The sequence below is a fragment of the Gimibacter soli genome, assembly GCF_028463845.1.
GTDB lineage: Bacteria > Pseudomonadota > Alphaproteobacteria > Sphingomonadales > Kordiimonadaceae > Gimibacter > Gimibacter soli.
The window spans coordinates 1,247,218-1,267,619 of sequence record NZ_CP116805.1 but is presented as its reverse complement, the minus strand read 5'-3'; the positions used below and the strand labels follow the sequence as shown (position 1 = coordinate 1,267,619).

The following is a 20,402-nucleotide window of genomic DNA, read 5'->3' as shown; positions in this document are numbered from 1 at the left end:
CGATGATTGAAATGATCCCGACCGACCCCTGGTTTTATGCCGCCGCCATCCCGGCGGTGGTAATTACCGGCGTGTCGAAAGGCGGGTTCGGCGGCATTGCGCTTCTGGCTGTGCCGCTGTTGTCGCTTGCCGTGCCGCCAACCGAAGCGGCGGCGATCATGCTGCCGCTTCTGTTGTTCATGGACCTTTTCGGGGTGCGCGCCTGGCGCGGTCAGGCGGATTGGGGCCATCTGAAGAAACTGCTGCCCGGCGCGGCGGTCGGCATCATCATCGGCGGGCTGACCGCCAGTATGGTCAGCGCCGACATGGTGCGGCTGATGGTCGGCATCATCGCCGTCGCCTTCTGTCTTTACAGCTGGTGGCCAAGGAAAGCGGCGGAGGCAGAAAACGGCCCGAAAGCCCCGTCGAATGACGGCCAGTTCTGGGGCGCAGTCGCGGGCTATACAAGCTATATCGCCCACGCGGGTTCGCCGCCCTTCCACACCTACCTGCTGCCCAAGAAGCTGGCGCCGGGCGTGTTTGCCGCCACCGGTGTGTGGTTCTTCGCGCTGGTGAATGCGGGCAAGCTGCCGGCCTATATCCTCGCCGGGCAACTGACCCTGAAGGCGGCTGTTGCCGCCGCCGTGCTGGCGCCGCTCGTGCCCATCGGTTTCAAGCTCGGCATGTGGCTCAATGCCCGTGTGTCGCACGCGCTTTTTTACCGCATCATTTATGCGGCTGTGTTCCTCTCGGGCCTCAAACTCATTTACGACGCTTTTGCCTGAGCCTCACGTGCGCTCCGGCGTTCCCACCAGCCGCCGGCTGTGCGGCAAATGACATAGAAGACCGGTGTGAAGATCAGCCCGAAGAAGGTAACGCCCAGCATCCCCGAGAAAACCGCCGTGCCCAGCGACTGGCGCATCTCCGCCCCGGCCCCTGAGGCAATGGCGAGCGGGATCACGCCGAAGATGAAGGCAAAGGATGTCATCAGGATGGGCCGAAGGCGCAGACGGGCGGCCTCGACCGCGGCTTCAAACCGTGTGCGGCCCTCGTTTTCCAGCTGACGGGCAAACTCGACGATCAGGATGGCATTCTTGGCGGCAAGGCCGATCAGCACCAGAAGCCCGATCTGGGTGAGGATATTATTGTCCATTCCCCGCATCGACACGCCGATCATGGCGGCCAGAATACACATCGGCACGATCAGGATCACCGCGAGCGGCAGCATCCAGCTTTCATAAAGGGCGGCCAAGAGCAGGAAGACGAAAACAACAGCCAGCGAGAAGGCGACCACGCTGGTGTCACCCTGCGTCAGTTCCTGATAGGCAAGATCCGTCCACTCGATGGCGAACCCGTCGGGCAGCACATTCGCGGCAATCCCCTCCATTTCGGCAATCGCATCGCCGGTCGAATAGCCCGGTGCCACGTCGCCGATCAATTCGGCGGCGGGATAGAGGTTATAGCGCGACACCCGGTAGGGGGCCGTCTGGTTCTCGAATGTGGCGACAGAGCCGATCGGCACCATCTCGCCGTTGTCCGACCGTGTGCGCAGGCCCGAAATATCGCTCGGGTCATCACGGAATTCACCGTCTGCCCGCGCGGTTACGCGGTAGGTGCGGCCAAGGAAGTTGAAATCGTTGACGAAGGCAGAGCCGAGATAAACCTCAAGCGTCTCGAAAATCCGCTCAGGCGGCACGCCCAGCATCTGCGCCTTCACCCGGTCGATATCCGCATATATCTGCGGCGTTGCGGTATTGAAGAGCGTGAAGGGCTGGCGCACCACAGGGCTTTGGCTCGCCGCGCCCATCAGGCCGTAGGCTTGCCCCGCGAGCATTGCACTGCCGCGCCCGCCACGATCCTGCAGGTAAAGTTTCCAGCCGCCCGCGCTGCCGATACCGCTCACCGGCGGCGGCTGCACGACGAAGATCATGGCTTCCTTGATGCCGAAAAACTTCATCTGCACTTCGCCCATCACCTTGTCGATGGTCCAGCCATCCGAAAGGCGCTCCTCGAACGGCTTGAGTGGCGAGAAGATCGCACCGGCGTTCGGCGCATTCGTGAAGGTGGCACCATCGAAGCCCGCAAAGGCAGCGGCATTGGCGATGGCCGGATGCTCGGCGAGGATGGCCGAGGCCCGGCGCACCACTTCGTCAGTCCGCGACAGGGACGACCCCGGCGGCAACTGGATCACAGTGATGAAATAACCAACATCCTGCTGCGGGATGAACCCCGTGGGAACGCGCGCGAACACCAGGACGGTGGCTAGCAGCAGCCCGGCATAGACACCGCTCATGGCAAGCGTACGCCCAGTGAGCTTCTCTGTCAGGGCGCCGTAACGATCCGACAGCCGGTCGAAGCCCTTGTTGAAGGCGTCCGAGAAGCGGGTCACATAGGCGTCCCATGGCCGCGCCTTATGGCCTTCCTCCCCCTCTTCGCCGTGCGCCTTCAAGAGAAGCGCGGCAAGCGCTGGCGAAAGGGTGAGCGAAACGATGGCGGAAATCACCGTTGCGGTCGCGATCGTCAGTGCGAACTGGCGGTAGAACTGCCCGCTGATACCGGTGATGAAGGCCGCCGGCACGAACACGGCGACAAGCACCAGCGCAATTGCGATCAGGGCGCCGCCGACCTCGGAAAGCGTCTTCCGTGCCGCTTCCCGCGCCGGCAGCCCGGCCTTCAGGTAGCGTTCCACATTCTCGACCACCACAATCGCGTCATCGACCACGATACCCACGGCTAGCACCAGCCCGAAAAGGGTCAGGTTATTGATTGAGAAACCGAAGGCCGCCATCACCGCAAAGGTGCCGATCAGCGACACAGGGATCGCGATCACCGGAATCAGCGACGCCCGCCATGACTGCAGGAACACGGCAATCACGATGACGACGAGCAAGATGGCCTCGAAGATCGTGTCGTAAACGGCATCGACCGAGCGCTCAATATAATCGGTCGGGTTATAGGCAATCGTATGCACCATGCCCGCCGGAAACTCGGAGGCGATATCCTCCATCGCCGCGATGATCTCGGCAGCCGTTGCCAGCGCGTTCGACCCCGGCCGCTGGAAAATGGCGATCGGCAGGGCCGGATCGGCATTCAGGTAACCGTTGTTCGAAAAGTCCTGCGCACCCAGTTCCACCCGGCCGATATCCCGCACACGGGTGACGCGGCCTTCGGTATCGGTTTTCACCACGATGTTGGCGAACTCTTCGGGTGCTGTCAGCCGGCCTTGTGTGCGCACGCCAAGCTCGAATGCGCCCTGATCCTTCACCGGCAACTGGTTGATGACGCCGGAGGCAACCTGCAGGTTGTTGCGGCGAAGCGCACTGACCACATCCCCTGCTGTCAGTTCCCGCGCGGCGATCCGGTCAGGGTCCAGCCAGACCCGCATCGAATAGGCCCGTTCGGCAAAGATGCGGGCTTCGCCCACGCCTTCGATCCGCGCCAGCCGGTCCACGATCTGGGTCTTGGCATAGTTCGAGATATAAAGCTGGTCGCGGCTGCCATCGGGGGAGCTGAGGTGGATCACCATCATCAGGTCCGGCGAGTTTTTGCGGGTGATGACGCCCAGGCGCCGCACTTCCTCGGGCAGGCGCGGCTCGGCAATCGCCACGCGGTTCTGCACCAGCACCTGCGCGTCATCCAGATCGGTGCCCGTCGCGAAGGTCACCGTGATGGTAAGCAGCCCGTCCCCCGTCGCCTGCGACAGCATATAGAGCATGCCTTCAACGCCGTTGATTTCCTGCTCGATGGGTGTGGCCACCGTATCGGCCACGGTTTCGGCGGATGCACCCGGATAGTTGGCCACCACCTGAATGGTCGGCGGGGCAACTTCGGGATATTGCGAAACCGGCAGGCCGATATAGCTGACGGCCCCGACAATGACGATCAGAATGGAGATGACCGTCGCGAAAATCGGCCGGTCGATGAAATTCTGGAAGAAGCGCATGGCGATTTCCTTCTTCGCTGGGGTCAGCTGGCGCTGGCGGCAAGATCAACCGGATTGGGGGCGACAGGCATGCCGGGGCGGACCTTCACCCCGCCGTTGACGATCACCTTGTCGGTCGGCTGGATGCCGCTCCGCACGATCCGCATGCCCTCGGCAATCGGGCCGGTTTCGACCATGCGAACCCCCACCACATTGCCTTCGCCAATCACATAAACGAGCTTCCGCCCCTGATCGGAAAGGATCGCCGTATCCGGCAGCAGCATCACTTCATGCGGGCCGTAAGCCGGCAGGCGCAGGCGCCCGAAGGCACCGGGGATCAGCAGTTCGCCGCCCTCGTCAAACACAGCCCGGGCCCGCAGCGTGCCGGTGCCTTCGTTGATGCGGTTATCGAGAAAATCGAGATACCCTTCATGGACAAACTCCTGTTCGTCCAGGAGCCGCACCTGCACCTTCTTGACCTCGAACCGGGCCGACGTGCGCTCGCCCCGGTTATCGAGCCGCAGGAAATGCAGATAGTCGGCCTCCGGCGCGTCGAACCAGAAATGCGCGAGCCCGCGGCTGACGATATTCACAAGCACCGTCGATTGCGGCGACCCGCCCGAGACAAGCGTGCCGATATCCACAAGCTTGCGCGACAGGCGGCCATCGAAGGGCGCCTTCACCTCGGTGAATTCCAGATCAAGTTCCGCATTCGTGAGCGCTGCTTGGGCGGCTTCCTCGGTCGCCGTCGCCGCCGAAAGGTTGGCGCGGCGCTTGTCGAGCTCGTCTGCCGGGATATTGTTGCTCTTGATCAGCTTTTCGCCCCGGGCAACCTCAAGCTCCGCCAGTTTCCGCATGGCAACTGCGTGGCTCTTGTCCGCTTTGGCGCGCGCCACATTCGCCCGGTAGGGGCGCGGATCGATGACGATCAGCACATCGCCCGCCTTCACATCCTCGCCGTCCTTGAAGCGGATTTCCTGCACATAGCCCGACACACGGGCGCGGATTTCCACCTGCTGGGCGGCCTCGAACCGGCCCGTATATTCGTTATATTCGGTCACCGAGCGGACAATAGGCTGCGCCACATCCACGGGGGTGGGCGGCCTGTCCTGCGCGGAGGCGGCTGTGCTGGCGATCAGGGCAAGGGCGAGTGCGGCAAGGTGCGGAAAACGGGTCATTGTCGGGCCTCATGGGAAAAACGCACACGGGCAAAAAGCGCAGCCACGGCGTGAGGTTGGCAACAATCGATGGATCAACATAATCGGAACGTCGAGGCCCGATAGTAACGCCGCCACCCGAAAGGGTGAAGTTATATCTGGGTATTAGTGGCGCCTGATCAGGCGCCCCAGATCTCGCGCATGAAAGCGAGGCTGTTTTGCCCCAGAATCTTCTCGATCCGGCCGGTCGAATGCCCGCGCTTTGAAAGCATGGCCGCGAGCATGCGGAACTGATCCGGCCCCTGCATGTCAGGCAGGAAGGTGACGACGCCGGGCTTTTCCCCCTTGGCCGAGATGCCGGCCTTGCGGCGCTCCTCGATCTCGCGGGCGATAACGGCGCGGAAAGCATCCACATCATCAACCGCCGTGGTGCCGCCATCGGTGCCGATGCCCACATGATCCTCGCCGCAGATATCGATGGCATGCTCGATATGGCGGACGGCGTCCTCCGCCATCGCGAAGCTGTCGTCCCGAAGGAACGGCATGAAATAGATGCCGACCATGCCACCCTTTTCGGCAACGGCGCGGAGTTCGACGTCCGTCTTGTTGCGCGGCGTGTCGGCGAGCGCCCGGCAGCCGGTGTGCGAAATCCAGATCGGTCGCTTGCTGGCCTTCACGGCATCTAGGCAGGTCTGTTCGCCCGAGTGGCTGAGATCAACGAGCACACGGACATGGTTCAGGCGTTCCACCACCTCACGGCCAAAGGCAGTCAGGCCCCGGTTTTCGGCGACCATCGAGCCATCGCCGACCCGGTTGCGGTCGTTATAGGTCAGCTGGATGATCTTCACACCAAGCCCGGCGAAGGTATCCACCCGCTCCGCGTCGTCGCCCAGCATCGTTGTATTCTGGAAGCCGAGAATGATGCCGCAGCGCCCGCTTTGCTTCGCTTCCTTGATATCGGCAACCGAGCGCACGAGCGTCAGCGCATCGGCATTGTGGCGCACCACCTGGTTCCAGAAGGCGATATCGGCAACCGAGATTTCGAACGGGTCGCCCGGCCCCATCACATGGCCGATTGTGTGGTTCACCGCCGTCATGCCCGAGGCCTTGAGGTCCGCCAGAATGCGCGGGGACACGACGAAGGTCTTCTTGTCGATCCCTTCGGCTTCGTAATCCTTCAGCCGAAGGTTGGGGTCACTGAGCCCGCCAAGATTGTTGATGACAAACGCCTTGTCGTATCCCGGCCATGCGCCGTCGCCCGCGAATGCCGCAGCGCCGCCCGCCTTTAGCGCCCAAAGCGCGGCTGTCGACCCCGCCAGCGTTTTCAGAAAGTCGCGTCTCTGCATGGCCTTGCCCCCAAACGTTTGTTCTACATCCGGGGACTGTGGCGGCAAGCTTGCCGGGCTTCAAGTCATTTCAAAAGGCTAGGTGCCTCAGTCAACCGCGCTACCATCCGGGCAGACCGTCCCTTCGGGGTCGGTCACGATCCGCGCGTCCGAAATGCTGATGCCGAACGCCCCGCTTGCCGTAATGACAAGGGGTGACGCCACCTGCTGCATGCCGGGGTTTGCACGGGCAAAACAGCTGAGTGACAGTTTCACTGTCCGCCATTCGCCAATGTTTGCGGAGAAGAGCGGCTTGGCATCAAGCCCTGTGTCCCCAAGGGTTGTCGGCATCGCGATGCTGACTTCGCCTTCGGGTGCCGCATCCACCCGGTAGGTGACTGCAAGCGACATATCGGCATTCGTCTCGCGGCTCATTTCCATTTCGGGGCCGGTGATGGCGAAAGTGGCGGGCGCACCGCCCCACTCAAGCTTCACGGCCCCTTCCTGCATGTTGGCGGAATCGATATGCGCATGGGCGATGCCCTCGCCGTAACTTGCCGAATAGGGCTTCACAAAGGCGCCGCGCGCGAAGAAGAGCGTGCGGTTGAAGTCGCTGGCGTCAATGCCCGGCTCTTCGGAAAGCATCGGCAGGCTGCTCGCCTCCCCTGCCTTCAGGCCGTAGCCGAAGGCAAAGAGCGGGTCATAGCCTTCCTGCCCCACATTCAGCGCAAACTGGTCGGCGCTTTTCGGCCAACTGTAGGAGAGCTTGCCTGTGAAATCGGTGCGGGCCTTGCCATCTTTGTCGCCGATCAGAACGTCGGCCACGCCGCCACCTTCGCTGCCCGGCAGCCACGCGGCGACAAAAGCATCGGACGCGTTCAGCTCCGGGTTCACCCACATGGGGCGACCCGACAGGAACACGGAAACGACCGGCACACCGGCGGCCTTCAGTTTCTTGAGGATGGCAAGCGAGGCCTTGTCGCCCGGCTCGAATTCGAGCGTGCGAAGGTCGCCGCGCATTTCGGCATAGGGTTGCTCGCCGAACACCACGATGGCGACATCCGGCTTGTCGGTGAAACTGCCATCAGCCGAGAAGGTGGCGCTGCCGCCGCCCGCTGCCATCGTTTGCTGCAGGCCTTCAAGGATCGTTTGCCCGTTCGGGAAATCGGCGCGGCTGTTGCCATCGCCTTGCCAGCTGAGCGTCCAGCCACCGGTTTGCTGGCCCATGTCATTGGCCGCAGCGCCCGCCACCAGCACGTTGGCACCAGCCTTCACCGGCAGGGCGCCACCTTCATTTTTCAGCAGCACCAGCGATTTGGCCGTGGCCTCGCGCGCCACCGCACGGTGCGCCGCACTGCCGACAAGGTCGGTGCGCCCTTCAAACGGGCGGGCGGGATCGAACAGCCCCAGATGGAATTTGACACGCAGGATACGCCGTACGGCATCTTCAACACGGGCGAGCGGAATGGTGCCATCCTTCACCTGCGCCAGCGTATTGGCATAAAGCTCGCGCCAGCTGTCGGGCGCCATTGCCATGTCGAGCCCGGCATTGAAGGCATGGGGGCAATTGGTCGGCACGCAGCCCGGAATCTGGCCGTGGCCGTTCCAGTCGCCAACCACGAAGCCGTCAAAGCCCATGCGGCCCTTCAGGATATCGGTCAGCACCGACCGGTTGCCGTGCATCTTCACGCCGTACCAGCTGTTGTAGGAGGCCATCACCGTCATCACACCGGCATCGATAGCCGGGGGATAGCCTGCCCCGTGAATGCGGGCGAGATCGGCCTCGGAGACTTTCGTGTCCCCCTGATCGATCCCGCCTTCGGTGCCGCCGTCGCCGAGGAAATGCTTGGCCGAGCCTGCCACATGACCGTCCTGAATGCGGATTTCCCCCGCTTTGCCCTGCAAGCCTTCCACAGCGGCGGCGGCGTAGGAGGCAACAAGGTCGGGCGATTCCGAATAGCCTTCGTATGTCCTTCCCCAGCGGTCATCCTGCGGCACGGCAAGCGTGGGCGCGAAGGCCCAGTTGATGCCGGTAGCCGCCACCTCGATGGCCGTCACCTCCGATATGCGTTTCACCAGATCCGGGTCGTTCGCCGCCCCGAGCCCCACATTGTGCGGGAACACCACGGCCCCCACCACATTGCCGTGTCCGTGCACGGCATCGATCCCGAAGAGAAGCGGGATGGCCGTGTGCCCGTCGCGGCTTTCCATCGCCACCGCCCGGAAGGCCTTTGCCGTTTCAACCCACGCTTCGGCGGGGGCGCGATCAGGGTAACCCAGCGGCGCGCTGCTGCCGCCGGCAAGGATGCTGCCAACCGGCACGTCGCGCAGGTCTTCGGGGCGGATGGTTGAAAGATCACCCTGGATCAGCTGGCCGACCTTTTCCTCAAGGCTCATGGCCGCCATCAGTTCGGTGATCTTTGCTTCCGTTGCCGCATCAATCAGCCCTTTGCTGCGTGCTTCGGGCCATGCGGCGGGATTGACAGGGGACTCGGCCGGGATAGTGGCTGACTCAGCGGATTCCGGGGCCTTGGCCTCACCCGGAGTGGCGGTTTTCTGGTCCGAACAGGCCGCCAGAAGGCCTGCGCCTGCCACCACCAGCGCAAAAACCGCTACAGAATCGCCAAGTGCGATGAAACGCTTCATCCCCTATCCCCTTGTATCCCCAATATATTTACACCATCCCCTCAGATGGTAGCGTTTCCACATATTATGCGTTAGCGCTACCATTTCAACGGAAATCGTGAAAAACCTGTCGGAATGTTCGCAAACGGCACAAACCCGCCCTGCTGCGCGGCTGCACCCGGAAGACCCCGTCAAGAAGCTTGACAACGAGGGCCCGGATGCTGATGGTAGCGCTATCAATACGCAAGCCTTGGGAGGGGCTTCCTACATGTTTTCTACCGACTTCGATCCGTCCCTGGCTTTGCCCGCGGACTGGCGGAATGGCACATTTGTTGGCCGTATCGACACGGGCGAAGGCCCGACCCCGGTGCTTCTTTCCGGCGGCAATCTTCACGATATGACACCGGTGGCAGCAACCGTTGCCGACCTCTTTGAAAAAGCTGCGTTTGATGCTTCCGCCGGGCGCCCGCTTGGCGACATCGCGGCGCTCGGCCTTTCAGCCGCGCCGGGCGCGAAAAAGCGTCTTCTCTCCCCCGTTGACCTGCAATGCGTGAAAGCCGCCGGCGTGACTTTCGCAGTATCGGCAGTGGAACGGGTGATCGAGGAACGCGCCCGCGGCGACTATGCCAAGGCCGCTTCCATCCGCGCCGCCCTTGAGGACAAGGTCGGCTCCGGCATCCAGTCGGTGAAACCGGGGTCCGAACAGGCCGCTGCCCTGAAGGCCGCCCTCATCGAAGACGGCATGTGGTCCCAGTATCTGGAAGTCGCAATCGGCCCCGACGCCGAGATTTTCACCAAGTCGCCGGTGCTGTCGACCGTCGGCTGGGGCACCGATATCGGCATCCGGTCCGATTCCACCTGGAACAACCCCGAGCCCGAAATCGTCCTTGTGATGAACAGCAAGGGCAAGCCGCTTGGCGCCACGCTCGGCAATGATGTGAACCTGCGCGATTTCGAAGGGCGCTCCGCCCTCCTCCTTGGCAAAGCGAAGGACAATAACGCCTCCTGCGCGCTTGGGCCTTTGATCCGGGTGTTCGACGCCAGCTTCACGATGGACGATGTGCGCAGCGCCACTGTCGACCTCGATATCCTCGGGCCCGAGGGCTATTCCCTCAAGGGCACCAGCAATATGTCGAAGATCAGCCGGGACCCGACCGATCTCGCCGCGCAGGCGATGAGCGAACATCATTACCCGGATGGCTATGCCCTTTTCCTTGGCACTCTTTTCGCGCCGGTACAGGACCGCGACGAGCCGGGCCGGGGCTTCACCCACAAGGTTGGCGATATCGTCACCATTTCATCGGCGCGGCTTGGCAATCTTGTCAACCGCGTCACCACGTCGAAGGCGGCCCCGGCATGGACCTTCGGCATCCGCGACCTCATGGGCAATCTCGCGAAGCGCGGTTTGCTCTAGACCTGATGGACGGGACAAGACCATGAAACTCAATCACCTGATCAATGGCGAGGCGGTCGCCGCAGACGCGCCGCTTGAAAGCCTCAACCCTTCCGACACTAACGACGTTGTCGCCACCTTCCCAGCTGGCGGACAGGCCGAAGTGGACGCCGCTGTTGCGGCTGCCCGTGCGGCTTTCCCGGCATGGTCGATGGCATCGCCCGAAGTGCGCTCAGACCTTCTCGACAAGGTTGGCGCCACGCTGATGGCCCGCGCTGGCGAGCTTGGCGAACTGCTTGCCCGCGAGGAAGGCAAGACCCGCGCGGAAGCCACAGGCGAAGTGATGCGGGCTGCCCGCATCTTCAAATATTTCGCGGGCGAGGCGCTCCGCCGCCACGGCCTCACGCTCGAATCCACCCGCCCCGGCCTTGATGTTTCCACGCACCGAGAAGCGGTCGGCGTATACGGCCTGATCACCCCCTGGAACTTCCCGATTGCCATCCCGGCATGGAAAGCGGCCCCTGCCCTCGCCTTCGGCAACACCGTGGTGCTGAAGCCCGCGAACGTGACCCCGGCCACCGCCTGCGCGCTTGCCAATATCATTCAGGAATGCGGTGCGCCTGCCGGTGTGTTCAACGTCGTCCTCGGGCGCGGTGAAGTCGGCCAGGCGATTGTCGATCACCCGGATGTGGATGCGATCAGCTTCACGGGTTCGCAAGGCGTTGGCGCCAAGGTGGCGGCCGGTGCCGTCGCCCGGCAGGCCCGCGTGCAGCTTGAGATGGGCGGCAAGAACCCGCTTGTCGTGATGGGCGACGCCGACCTCGACCGCGCGGTTGCCATCGCGCTTGATGGCGGCTTCTTCCAGACCGGCCAGCGCTGCACGGCATCCTCCCGTGTCATCGTTGAGGACAGCATCCATGACAAGTTCGTCGCAGCCCTCGCCGAACGCGCCAAGGCGCTGAAGGTGGGTGCCGCCCTCGATGCCGCCACGCAGGTAGGCCCGGCCTCCAGCGAGGCGCAATTCCTGCAGAATCTTAAATATGTGGATGTTGCCACCAAGGATGGCGGCCGGCTTGTCACCGGCGGCGAGGCACTGAAGCTTTCGACCCCCGGCTATTATATGAGCCCGGCGCTGATCGCCGACACCACGCCCGAGATGCGCATCAACAACGAGGAAGTTTTCGGCCCCGTCGTCTCCACCGTGCGCGTGAAGGATTACGAGGAAGCCTTGGCACTGGCCAACCGTGGCCAGTTCGGCCTGTCGGCCGGTATCGTGACCAGCTCGCTGAAGCATGCCCGCCATTTCCGCCGCAACGTGCGCGCCGGCATGGTGATGATCAATCTGCCGACCGCTGGCGTGGACTATCACGTCCCGTTCGGCGGCACCCGCAAATCGAGCTACGGCCCCCGCGAACAAGGCTTCGCGGCGGTCGAATTCTACACGCAGGTGAAGACCTGCTATGTCGGAGACTGAGGCCTTGAACAAGCATGTAGAAAGTGCCGTCCGCGCCGCCGTTTACCCCGACCTCGCCGGCAAGCGCGTGGTCATCACCGGGGGCGGCTCGGGCATCGGCGAGGCGATTGTTGAAGGCTTCGTGGCACAGGGCGCGCGCGTCGTGTTCCTTGATATCGCAGCGAAAGATTCAGAAGCGCTGGTCGCACGGCTGAAGCCGACGGCGGCAATCGCCCCGACCTTCCGCCGCACTGACCTGACCGATCTTGACGATCTCGCCGCTGCCATGACGGAAGCCGACAAGGCCCTCGGCGGCATCGACATCCTGGTCAATAACGCCGCGAATGACGATCGCCACAAGATCGAGGACGTGACCCCGGAATACTGGGATAACCGGCTGGCCGTGAACCTGCGCCACCTGTTTTTCGCGGCGCAAGCCGTGGTGCCGGGCATGAAAGCCCGCGGGCGCGGTTCCATCATCAATCTCGGTTCCATCAGCTGGCATCTGGGCCTGCCCGATCTGGTTCTGTACCAGACCGCCAAAGCAGGCATCGAGGGCATGACCCGGGCGCTTGCCCGTGACCTCGGCCCTCACAATATCCGCGTCAATGCGGTCATCCCCGGCGCCATCAAGACCCCGCGTCAGGATGCCCTCTGGCATGACGAGGAAGAAACCCGCCGCATCATGGAAGCCCAGTGCCTGCCCGGCCGGGTGATGCCGGCGGATGTGGCCGCGATGATTGTCTTCCTCGCGACCGAAAATGCGCGTTATTGTACCGCCCATACCTATTTCGTGGATGGTGGATGGCGCTGACATGACCGACCTCTGGACCCCGGCGAGTGTCTGCCCCGTTGGTGCCACGCTCGGCGAGGGGCCGGTGTGGCTGCCCGAAGAAAAGCGGCTCTGGTTCGTTGATATCAAGGGCCGGAAGCTCCATTGCTTCGATCCCGTCAGCCACCGCCTGAACAGCTGGGACGCGCCCGCCCAGATCGGCTGGGTGCTGCCCGTGGAGGGCGGCAAGCTGATGACCGGCCTGCAGGGCGGGCTCTATCTTTTTGATCCCGACAGCGGCTTCTTCACCCTTGTCCGCAAGGTGGAGGGCGACCTGCCCGGCAACCGGCTGAATGATGCGACAACCGACAAGGACGGCGCGCTGTGGTTCGGCTCGATGGACGACGCCGAGGAAGCCGACAGCGGGCGTATATACCGCTTCCGGGACGGGCTGATTGCCGATAGCGGCCTCGCGCCCGTCTGCATCACCAATGGCCCTGCGATCTCGCCCGACGGCCGCACGCTATACCATACCGACACACTCGGCCAGACGATCCATGCAAGCGACGTAGGCGCTGATGGCTGGCCCACAAACACCCGCCTTTTTGCGCGGATCGAAGCGGGCGGCGGCTATCCTGACGGCCCGATTGTGGACGCCGAAGGCAATGTCTGGACCGGGCTTTTCGCCGGATGGGGCGCGCGCTGCTATGCCCCTGATGGCACGTTTGTCCGCACCGTGCGCTTCCCTGTGGCGAATGTCACCAAGCTCGCCTTCGGGAGCGACGACCTGATGACTGTTTACGCCACCACCGCCACCAAGGGCCTGTCAGCCGACGAGCGACGCATGCAGCCGGATGCCGGGAACCTCTTCGCTTTCCGCGCCGATGTGGCGGGGCAAACGGTGATACCGATCAGCGCCTGGCCGGACCGCACTTAAAACAAAACGGGGCCTGATGGCCCCGTCCTTACTCGATACAGTTTGCCCTAGTGATTGTGGCGCGGTGTTTTTGCCGCGATGCCCCGGTATTTGACCGCAAACTCGAGCGCTGCGCCCGTGGCCATCTGGCCGGTCTTTTCGCGGTACAGTTCTTCCCACGGCGTGTTGCTGGCAGGGACCGGTGGTGCAGGTTCGGCCTTGCGGCGGGCGATCTCGGCTTCGTCCACCAGCGCGTTGCAGGTGCCTTCATTCAGGTCGATGCGGATCGTGTCGCCAGTCTTGAGCCACGCGAGGCCACCGCCCACCGCGCTTTCGGGCGAGATATTCAGGATCGACGGACTGTCGGACGTGCCCGACTGGCGGCCGTCACCAAGCGTCGGCAACCACTGGATGCCACGCTTGATCAGTGCGTCTGGCGGCTGCATGTTCACGACCTCGGCCGAACCGGGCCAGCCGATGGGGCCCGAACCACGGATCACGAGGATGCAGTTTTCATCAATATTCAGGGCCGGATCGTTGATCCGGTGGTGATAATCGTCCGACCCGTCGAACACGATGGCGCGCGCCTCGAACACGCCTTCATGACCGGGGCGGCGGAGGTAACGGTTGCGGAATTCGTCCGAAATCACCGACGTTTTCAGGATCGCGAAATCGAAAAGGTTACCCTTGAGCGCGAGGAACCCCGCCTTCTGCATCAGCGGATCGGCATAGGGGCGGATCATTTCGCGGTCGGGTGATTGTTTGCCGGACAGGTTTTCCGCCATTGAACGACCGGTCACCGTGTGGCAGTCGCCGTTCAGCTTGCCAGCGTCCAAGAGTTCATGCAGCACCGCCGGCACGCCGCCAGCCCTGTGGAAGCGTTCGCCCAGATATTTGCCCGCCGGCTGCATGTTGAGCAGGAGCGGAATATCGTATCCGTGCGCCGTCCAGTCATCGGGCGTCAGTTCAACGCCCGCATGCCGCGCCATCGCCATGATGTGCGGCTGTGCGTTCGATGAACCGCCAAGCGCGCTCACCGCCGCGATGGCATTCAGGAAACTTTCGCGGGTCAGGATGTCCGAAGGTTTCAGGTCTTCATAGGCCATCTCGACAATCCGCTTGCCGGTCAGATAGGCCATCTGGCCGCGCTCGCGGTAAGGCGCCGGGATCGCCGCACAGCCGGTGAGCGAAAGCCCCAAGGCCTCCGCCACGGCATTCATCGTGGAGGCCGTGCCCATCGTGTTGCAATGCCCGGCGGACGGCGCGCTCTTGCAGGCGCGGTCTAGGAATTCTTCTTCCGTAATCTCGCCCGCCGCCAGCTTGCGGCGGCTGCGCCAGATGACGGTGCCGGAGCCCACGAGGTCGCCTTCGTGCCAGCCATCGAGCATCGGCCCGCCCGAAAGGACGATGGCCGGGATATCAACGGTCGAGGCTGCCATGATACCTGAAGGGGTCGTCTTATCGCAGCCGGTGGTCAGCACCACGGCATCGATCGGATAACCATAGAGCACCTCGACAAGGCCGAGGTAGGCGAGGTTGCGGTCCAGCGCTGCGGTCGGGCGGCGGCAGTTTTCAAAAATCGGGTGAACCGGGAACTCGATGGCTATCCCGCCCGCATCGCGGATCCCGTCGCGCACGCGGCGCGCCAGTTCCACATGGATACGGTTGCAGGGCGAAAGGTCGCTGCCGGTTTGCGCAATCCCGATGATCGGGCGGCCGGAGCGCAGCTCCTCGGGCGTGATGCCGTAATTCATGAAGCGCTCGAGATAAAGCGCCGTCATGTCGGACCGGGCGGGATCGGCGAACCAGTCTTCCGAGCGGAAGCGGCGGTCCTTGTTCCTGTCGTTCAACTGAACCTCCTGAAACGGAACATAGACGGGGCCGGCTTACCGGCCCCGCATAAGATCGGGCTCTTACGAGCCGAGCATTTCCTCAAGCTCCTGCCCCTTGGTTTCGCGGATCAGCGACCGCACCAGGAAGAAGGAGATGAAGGCGCACGCAGCATAGAAGCCATAGGTGATCGGCAGGCCAACCACGGTAAGGAGCCACGGGAAGCTGACAACAATGGCGAAGTTGGCGATCCACTGCGCGAAGCCCGAAACCGCAAGGCCGGAGCCACGGATCTGGTTCGGGAACATTTCACCAAGCATCGTCCACATCACCGGCCCCCAGCTGAGGTTGAAGAGTGCCGCGTATGCATTGGCGCTGACAAGCGCGATCAGGCCGAAATTGTCGGAAAGATGCAGCTTGCCGGTCTCGTCAAGCGTACCGGTGGCGAAGGAAATCGCCATCAGCGCCAGCGTGACTGCCATCCCGGCCGAGCCGATGAGCAGCAGTGGCTTGCGGCCGATCCGGTCAATGAGGGCCATGGCAACGAAGCAGGCGCCGATAGAGAGGCTGCCGGACATGATGTTGATCAGAAGCGCATCATTCTCGCTGAAGCCGACGGCCTGCCAGAGGACTGCGCCGTAATAGAAAACGATATTGATGCCAACAAGCTGCTGGAATACGGCGAGCATGATGCCACCCCAGACAACCTTGCGCACCTTGCCGGTCGACGGATCGATCAGGTCCGACAGGCGCGGCTGGTGATCTGCGGCAAGCGACTGGCGGATCTCGTTCACCTTGAACTTGGCGGCCGTCGGGCCGAAAAGGCGGGTCAGCACAGCTTCAGCCTCGGCTTCACGCCCCTTCACCACCAGGAAGCGCGGGCTTTCCGGAATGATGGTCAGCGTGACGAGGAAGATGGTGGCCGGGATGATCTGCATCCAGAACATCCAGCGCCATGCCGGGAAGCCGAGCCAGAATTCAGCCGTCGAGCCGCCAGCGAGTTTCGCCAGCGCATAGTTCGCGACGAAAGCGCCCGTCAGGCCCGAGATGATCATCACCTGGTTCACGCTGATCAGCCGCCCGCGAATGCTGGCTGGCGTTACCTCGCTGATGTAAGCGGGCGACAACACGCTTGCCGCCCCCACACCCACGCCTCCGATGAAGCGGGCGACGATGAAGAGGCCGGACGAATCCGCGGCCCCAGCCGCAATGGCGCTGATGATGAAAAGCACAGCCGCGATCAGCATCACGTTGCGGCGGCCGATCAGGTCGGCCATGCGGCCAGCAAGGAACGCACCGGTGGCGCAACCAAGGAGGATCGCCCCCACATTGAGCCCGGTACCGAGTTCGCTCAGGTCGAAGGCTTTCTCAAGCCCGTCCTGGGTGCCGTTGATCACCCCGCTATCGTATCCGAACATGAAGCCGCCGATGGTAGCGACAGCCACGATTGCCGCGATGAATGCCATATTCACGCGGTCAGCATTACCCTCTGACATGTAACTGGTTCTCCCCTGTCAATCTCGCACCCGTCCCCACGGGTCATGCACGCATGTTAGCGCTAACTTTTACAAAGAGAAGCCGAAATTTCAACCTTTCGGTCAAATCTGGCGTCAAGCGCCGGAATTACTTGCTGTTCTTCGGCGGCGCGTCGGACTGGCGTTTGATCAGCTCGAACGCGGCAAGCCGGTGTTCGCGCGGCAGCGATTTCCCGGCACGGTGGGCAAGAATTTCATCTGTCAGCATGTCAACGGCGGTACGGGCCATTTCGGCAATCGGCTGGCGAATCGTCGTCAGTTCCGGCCAGATCGAGCTGGCGAAGGCCGTATCATCGAACCCGCAAACGGTCAGGTCGTTCGGCACATCAAGCCCGCGCCGGTGGGCAACCGCCACAGCGGCAGCAGCCATGTCATCGTTCGAGGCGAAGATGGCGGTCGGCGCAGCGGCCAGTTCCATCAGCTTGTCGGCAGCGGCAAGGCCTGAGCGGTAGGTGAAATGACCCTGCTGGATCAATGCGTCGTCCACCGGGATGCCGGCCTCGGCCAATGCCGCGCGGTAGCCCTCAAGACGGCGACCGGAAGCGGCCTGCAACGGGCTGCCGATGATGAAACCGATACGCTGGTGCCCAAGCCCGATCAGATGCTTCGTCATCGCATAGGCGGCTTCGAAATCATCGACGTTGATGGTGATCAGGTCATCCGACGGTTTGCCACCGGCGAGCGCCACAACCGGCTGGTCGCCTTCGGTCACCACATCCACCACTTCCTGCAGGTCGCAAAGCGGCGAGGTGAGGATCAAGCCGTGCACGCCGCGCTCCAACAGGTGCTCGGTCGCCTCGCGGTAATTTTCCGGCGGCTCGCAGCGCGCGACCACAAGCTGCACATCGATGCGGCTGGCGCGGTCAAGGCTGCCCACCAGCACTTCGCTGAGATAGGCGGCAGACGGGTTGCTGTAGAGAAGCCCGATCCGGATCGGCTCGACACCGGCAAGGCTGCGTGCTGCCGGGTTCGGCGAATAGTTCAGTTCCTTGATCGCGGCATTGATGGCATCGCGGGTGCTTTCCTTCACATTGCCGCCGCCGTTGATCACGCGGGAAACGGTCATCGGAGAAAAGCCGGCAAGGCGCGCCACATCGCTGATGGTCGCACTGCCTGTGCCGCGTCGCTGCTGTTTGATACTCATCGGTTACCCTGCCCTTGCTCGCCTTGTGTTCCATGCCATAGCGACCGCCCCCTGTCACGGACTAATACAGCCCGCCTCAGGGATGCCCCGGCGCATAGGGAAACTGCTGCGCCTGATACCAGGAAAGCGGATGCGCCGGCAGGCGTGTGCCCGGCGGCAAGGCGCGCCCCGATACGGCGGCGAAATAGGCGAGGCAGGCATCCCGCCACCAGATGGCTTCCTGTTCCTGTATTGCCAGAAAGTCGGAGACATCCCTGAAACGGGCCGGATCAACGCGCACCTCAAGCCCCGCCCATGTGCGCCGCATGGTGCCAACGGCCGCCACACCGCGATCATAATGATAGACAAGCTCAGCCCAGACGGTACGCCCGGACGGCAGCGCCTCATCCCATCCCGCGCGGTGGAACCAGAGGAGGAGCTCAGGCGGCACCGTCTGCCGGTTTCCGTAAAGTGCGGCGTGCGGCGCGGCATATTGCACGGCGGCATTGCTGCCGGTGGCCGTGCGGTCAAAGCCGATGCCGCCCGCGTCCGCCCGGTGATAATAGGCCGGGTTCCATTCGGGACGGGCGAGATCATTGACCCACGGCGCCGGGCCATAATGGTGGCCGGTGCCCATCAGGTGCGCGAGCCCCATGGGCGTCATATAGTCCACCACGGCCTCACGCGAGGCCATCATCATGCCGGTGATCTTGTCGATCACCTCGCGGTCGCGACTGAAGGTCATCGCCGCCCATTCGCGGGCGATATCTGCGGCCGAGCCTTCCGGGCTCCAGGCAAGGCGGCCAAAGGTGTACCAGTTGGCCTGATCGAAGTGCGACCCGCTCCAGTTTCTGTCGCTGCCGATATTGGCGACCCCGGCAATGCCGGATAGCGGCTCGGCCATTAGAAGCTTCGCGACCGTCTGGCCTTCGCCGCCCCGGAAAGTGTCGGTTTTCAGCACTTCCTCATACATGGGCCCGAGATAGGCAAGGTGGGTGGCAAAGCCCAGATATTCCTTGGTGATCTGGAACTCGGCAGTCACCGAGGTTTCGGGCATGGCACCAAACAGCGGATGGATGGGCTCGCGCGGCTGGAAATCGATGGGGCCGTTTTTCACCTGCACGGTCACATTGTCCGCGAACTGGCCATCCAGCGGCTTGAACTCGGCATAGGCCTGCTTCGCCCGATCGGTCGCATCCGTTTCGCTGTAAACAAACGCCCGCCACAGGACGATACCGCCATGCGGCTTCAAGGCTGCGGCCAGCATGTTGGCGCCGTCTGCATGGCTGCGACCATAATCCTGCGGACCGGGCTGGCCCTCGGAATTGGCCTTCACCAGAAAGCCGCCGAAATCCGGGATGGTGGCGTAAATCTCGTCCGCCTTTTTCGCCCACCAGTCGCGCACGGCCGGGTCAAGCGGGTCGGCTGTAGCGGTAGCGCCAAGCTCGAAGGGCGCCGAAAAGCGTGCCGACAGATAGACACGGATGCCATAGGGGCGCAGCACATCAGCCACCGCCGCCGCCTTTTCGATCCAGCGGGGGGTCAGCATTTCGGCCTTGGCATTCACATTATTCAGCACGGTGCCATTGATGCCGACAGAGGCATTGGCGCGGGCATAATCCGTGTAGCGCGCGTCCAGATGATCGGGGAGCTTCCACCAGTCCCAGATCGACTGGCCGGCATAGCCGCGCTCGACCGTGCGGTCGGGATTGTCCCAGTGATTGAGCATGCGACGCTGCAGGCGCGGGCTATCGCTGATATCAAGCCCCTGAAGGCCACCACCCGTCTGCAAATGCCGCAGCAGGGCAAAGCTGCCGTAAAGAAGGCCGATATCGCTGTTGGCCGCAATCAGCGTCTGTGCGCCGCCGAGCGATAGCAGACGGTAGCCTTCTTGGCCCAGCCCGTCGAAGCTGACCTTGCCCTTCAGATTTCCCGGCAGGGTATCCGGCTTCACAAGGAGAATCGCGCCGGACTCGGCAGACTCAGGAATCGCTGGCACCTGCCTTGCAAGCCCGCCGATCCCCCGCACCAGTTCATCCACCGCCGCCTGCAATGTCGGTGTCCGCGCACCGGGGGCTACGATATGTGCCGCCGCCTGCCGAAGCTCGGCCTGCACCGGTGCTGCGAGCGGCTGGTAGCGCAGCCACAGGTCATATCCATCTTCGGCAAAAACACGGGCAGAAAGCCCCGCCGCCATAACCAGCAGGAACACAAGGCTCCGCAAGGTCCGGTTCGCCATACGCCCTCCCCTCATATGGCCCCTCACATGGCCAAATCGACACCATGCCCTCCCATCGGGCATTGACAAACTTTGCAAGCCTATATCATGTTACCGCTATCATTGGCTACCGTCCGATGGGAATTTTCCCGCA

The 20,402-nt window shown here is 63.0% G+C and carries 13 protein-coding genes; 5 read left to right on the top strand and 8 right to left on the bottom strand.

What is annotated here, in order from left to right; all coding sequences use genetic code 11:
• Window positions 1-2 precede the first annotated feature (2 nt).
• Window positions 3-764 (top strand): sulfite exporter TauE/SafE family protein, encoded by a 762-nt coding sequence (locus PH603_RS05975; protein ID WP_289505099.1) that lies wholly within the window; start codon window positions 3-5, stop codon window positions 762-764.
• On the opposite strand, the gene PH603_RS05970 is transcribed toward PH603_RS05975, so the two are convergent.
• The 4 genes from PH603_RS05970 to PH603_RS05955 all read right to left on the bottom strand — a co-directional run bounded on the left by PH603_RS05970 (window position 746) and on the right by PH603_RS05955 (window position 9,029).
• Window positions 746-3,922: an efflux RND transporter permease subunit gene (locus tag PH603_RS05970; RefSeq protein WP_289505097.1), complete on the bottom strand. Its 3,177-nt coding sequence runs from the start codon at window positions 3,920-3,922 to the stop codon at window positions 746-748. The two genes, PH603_RS05975 and PH603_RS05970, sit on opposite strands and share 19 nt — an antisense overlap.
• 23 nt (window positions 3,923-3,945) lie before the next feature.
• Window positions 3,946-5,079 (bottom strand): efflux RND transporter periplasmic adaptor subunit, encoded by a 1,134-nt coding sequence (locus tag PH603_RS05965; RefSeq protein ID WP_289505096.1) that lies wholly within the window; start codon window positions 5,077-5,079, stop codon window positions 3,946-3,948.
• Between the two features lie 158 nt (window positions 5,080-5,237).
• Complete coding sequence (locus PH603_RS05960) at window positions 5,238-6,404, bottom strand: dipeptidase (protein WP_289505095.1); 1,167 nt, start codon at window positions 6,402-6,404, stop codon at window positions 5,238-5,240.
• Window positions 6,405-6,491: 87 nt separating this feature from the next.
• Entirely contained in the window at window positions 6,492-9,029 is a 2,538-nt protein-coding gene (locus PH603_RS05955) for a glycoside hydrolase family 3 protein (protein WP_289505094.1), read from the bottom strand.
• Between the two features lie 247 nt (window positions 9,030-9,276).
• Here PH603_RS05955 and PH603_RS05950 point away from each other — a divergent pair, with 247 nt between their 5' ends.
• Genes PH603_RS05950 through PH603_RS05935 form a run of 4 tightly spaced genes read left to right on the top strand, consistent with a single transcriptional unit; the run spans window position 9,277 to window position 13,563 of the window.
• Entirely contained in the window at window positions 9,277-10,422 is a 1,146-nt protein-coding gene (locus PH603_RS05950) for a fumarylacetoacetate hydrolase family protein (protein WP_289505093.1), read from the top strand.
• Between the two features lie 22 nt (window positions 10,423-10,444).
• Window positions 10,445-11,875 (top strand): aldehyde dehydrogenase family protein, encoded by a 1,431-nt coding sequence (locus PH603_RS05945; protein ID WP_289505092.1) that lies wholly within the window; start codon window positions 10,445-10,447, stop codon window positions 11,873-11,875.
• 4 nt (window positions 11,876-11,879) lie between these two features.
• Window positions 11,880-12,668, top strand: a complete 789-nt coding sequence (gene xylB, locus PH603_RS05940; protein ID WP_289505091.1) for a D-xylose 1-dehydrogenase — start codon at window positions 11,880-11,882, stop codon at window positions 12,666-12,668.
• A gap of 1 nt (window position 12,669) precedes the next feature.
• The gene (locus PH603_RS05935) at window positions 12,670-13,563 is read left to right on the top strand and encodes an SMP-30/gluconolactonase/LRE family protein (RefSeq protein ID WP_289505090.1); all 894 of its coding nucleotides are present in this window, start codon (window positions 12,670-12,672) and stop codon (window positions 13,561-13,563) included.
• Window positions 13,564-13,610: 47 nt separating this feature from the next.
• On the opposite strand, the gene PH603_RS05930 is transcribed toward PH603_RS05935, so the two are convergent.
• From PH603_RS05930 to PH603_RS05915, 4 genes are all read right to left on the bottom strand, one after another.
• On the bottom strand, window positions 13,611-15,392 hold the full coding sequence (locus PH603_RS05930; RefSeq protein ID WP_289505089.1) for an IlvD/Edd family dehydratase: 1,782 nt from the start codon (window positions 15,390-15,392) through the stop codon (window positions 13,611-13,613).
• A 63-nt stretch (window positions 15,393-15,455) separates the two neighbouring features.
• A complete protein-coding gene (locus PH603_RS05925; protein WP_289505088.1) occupies window positions 15,456-16,868 on the bottom strand; it encodes a sugar porter family MFS transporter in 1,413 nt (470 codons plus the stop codon).
• Window positions 16,869-16,995: 127 nt separating this feature from the next.
• Window positions 16,996-18,051: a LacI family DNA-binding transcriptional regulator gene (locus PH603_RS05920; RefSeq protein WP_289505087.1), complete on the bottom strand. Its 1,056-nt coding sequence runs from the start codon at window positions 18,049-18,051 to the stop codon at window positions 16,996-16,998.
• Window positions 18,052-18,127: 76 nt separating this feature from the next.
• Window positions 18,128-20,269: an alpha-glucuronidase family glycosyl hydrolase gene (locus PH603_RS05915; RefSeq protein ID WP_289505086.1), complete on the bottom strand. Its 2,142-nt coding sequence runs from the start codon at window positions 20,267-20,269 to the stop codon at window positions 18,128-18,130.
• Window positions 20,270-20,402: the final 133 nt, after the last annotated feature.

What these genes read in the sequence shown, in the direction of transcription:
- PH603_RS05975 (WP_289505099.1), top strand. Translation starts at nt 3, where the DNA reads ATGATTGAAATGATCCCGACCGACCCCTGGTTTTATGCCGCCGCCATC.
- PH603_RS05970 (WP_289505097.1), bottom strand. Translation starts at nt 3,922, where the DNA reads ATGCGCTTCTTCCAGAATTTCATCGACCGGCCGATTTTCGCGACGGTC.
- PH603_RS05965 (WP_289505096.1), bottom strand. Translation starts at nt 5,079, where the DNA reads ATGACCCGTTTTCCGCACCTTGCCGCACTCGCCCTTGCCCTGATCGCC.
- PH603_RS05960 (WP_289505095.1), bottom strand. Translation starts at nt 6,404, where the DNA reads ATGCAGAGACGCGACTTTCTGAAAACGCTGGCGGGGTCGACAGCCGCG.
- PH603_RS05955 (WP_289505094.1), bottom strand. Translation starts at nt 9,029, where the DNA reads ATGAAGCGTTTCATCGCACTTGGCGATTCTGTAGCGGTTTTTGCGCTG.
- PH603_RS05950 (WP_289505093.1), top strand. Translation starts at nt 9,277, where the DNA reads ATGTTTTCTACCGACTTCGATCCGTCCCTGGCTTTGCCCGCGGACTGG.
- PH603_RS05945 (WP_289505092.1), top strand. Translation starts at nt 10,445, where the DNA reads ATGAAACTCAATCACCTGATCAATGGCGAGGCGGTCGCCGCAGACGCG.
- PH603_RS05935 (WP_289505090.1), top strand. Translation starts at nt 12,670, where the DNA reads ATGACCGACCTCTGGACCCCGGCGAGTGTCTGCCCCGTTGGTGCCACG.
- PH603_RS05925 (WP_289505088.1), bottom strand. Translation starts at nt 16,868, where the DNA reads ATGTCAGAGGGTAATGCTGACCGCGTGAATATGGCATTCATCGCGGCA.
- PH603_RS05920 (WP_289505087.1), bottom strand. Translation starts at nt 18,051, where the DNA reads ATGAGTATCAAACAGCAGCGACGCGGCACAGGCAGTGCGACCATCAGC.
- PH603_RS05915 (WP_289505086.1), bottom strand. Translation starts at nt 20,269, where the DNA reads ATGGCGAACCGGACCTTGCGGAGCCTTGTGTTCCTGCTGGTTATGGCG.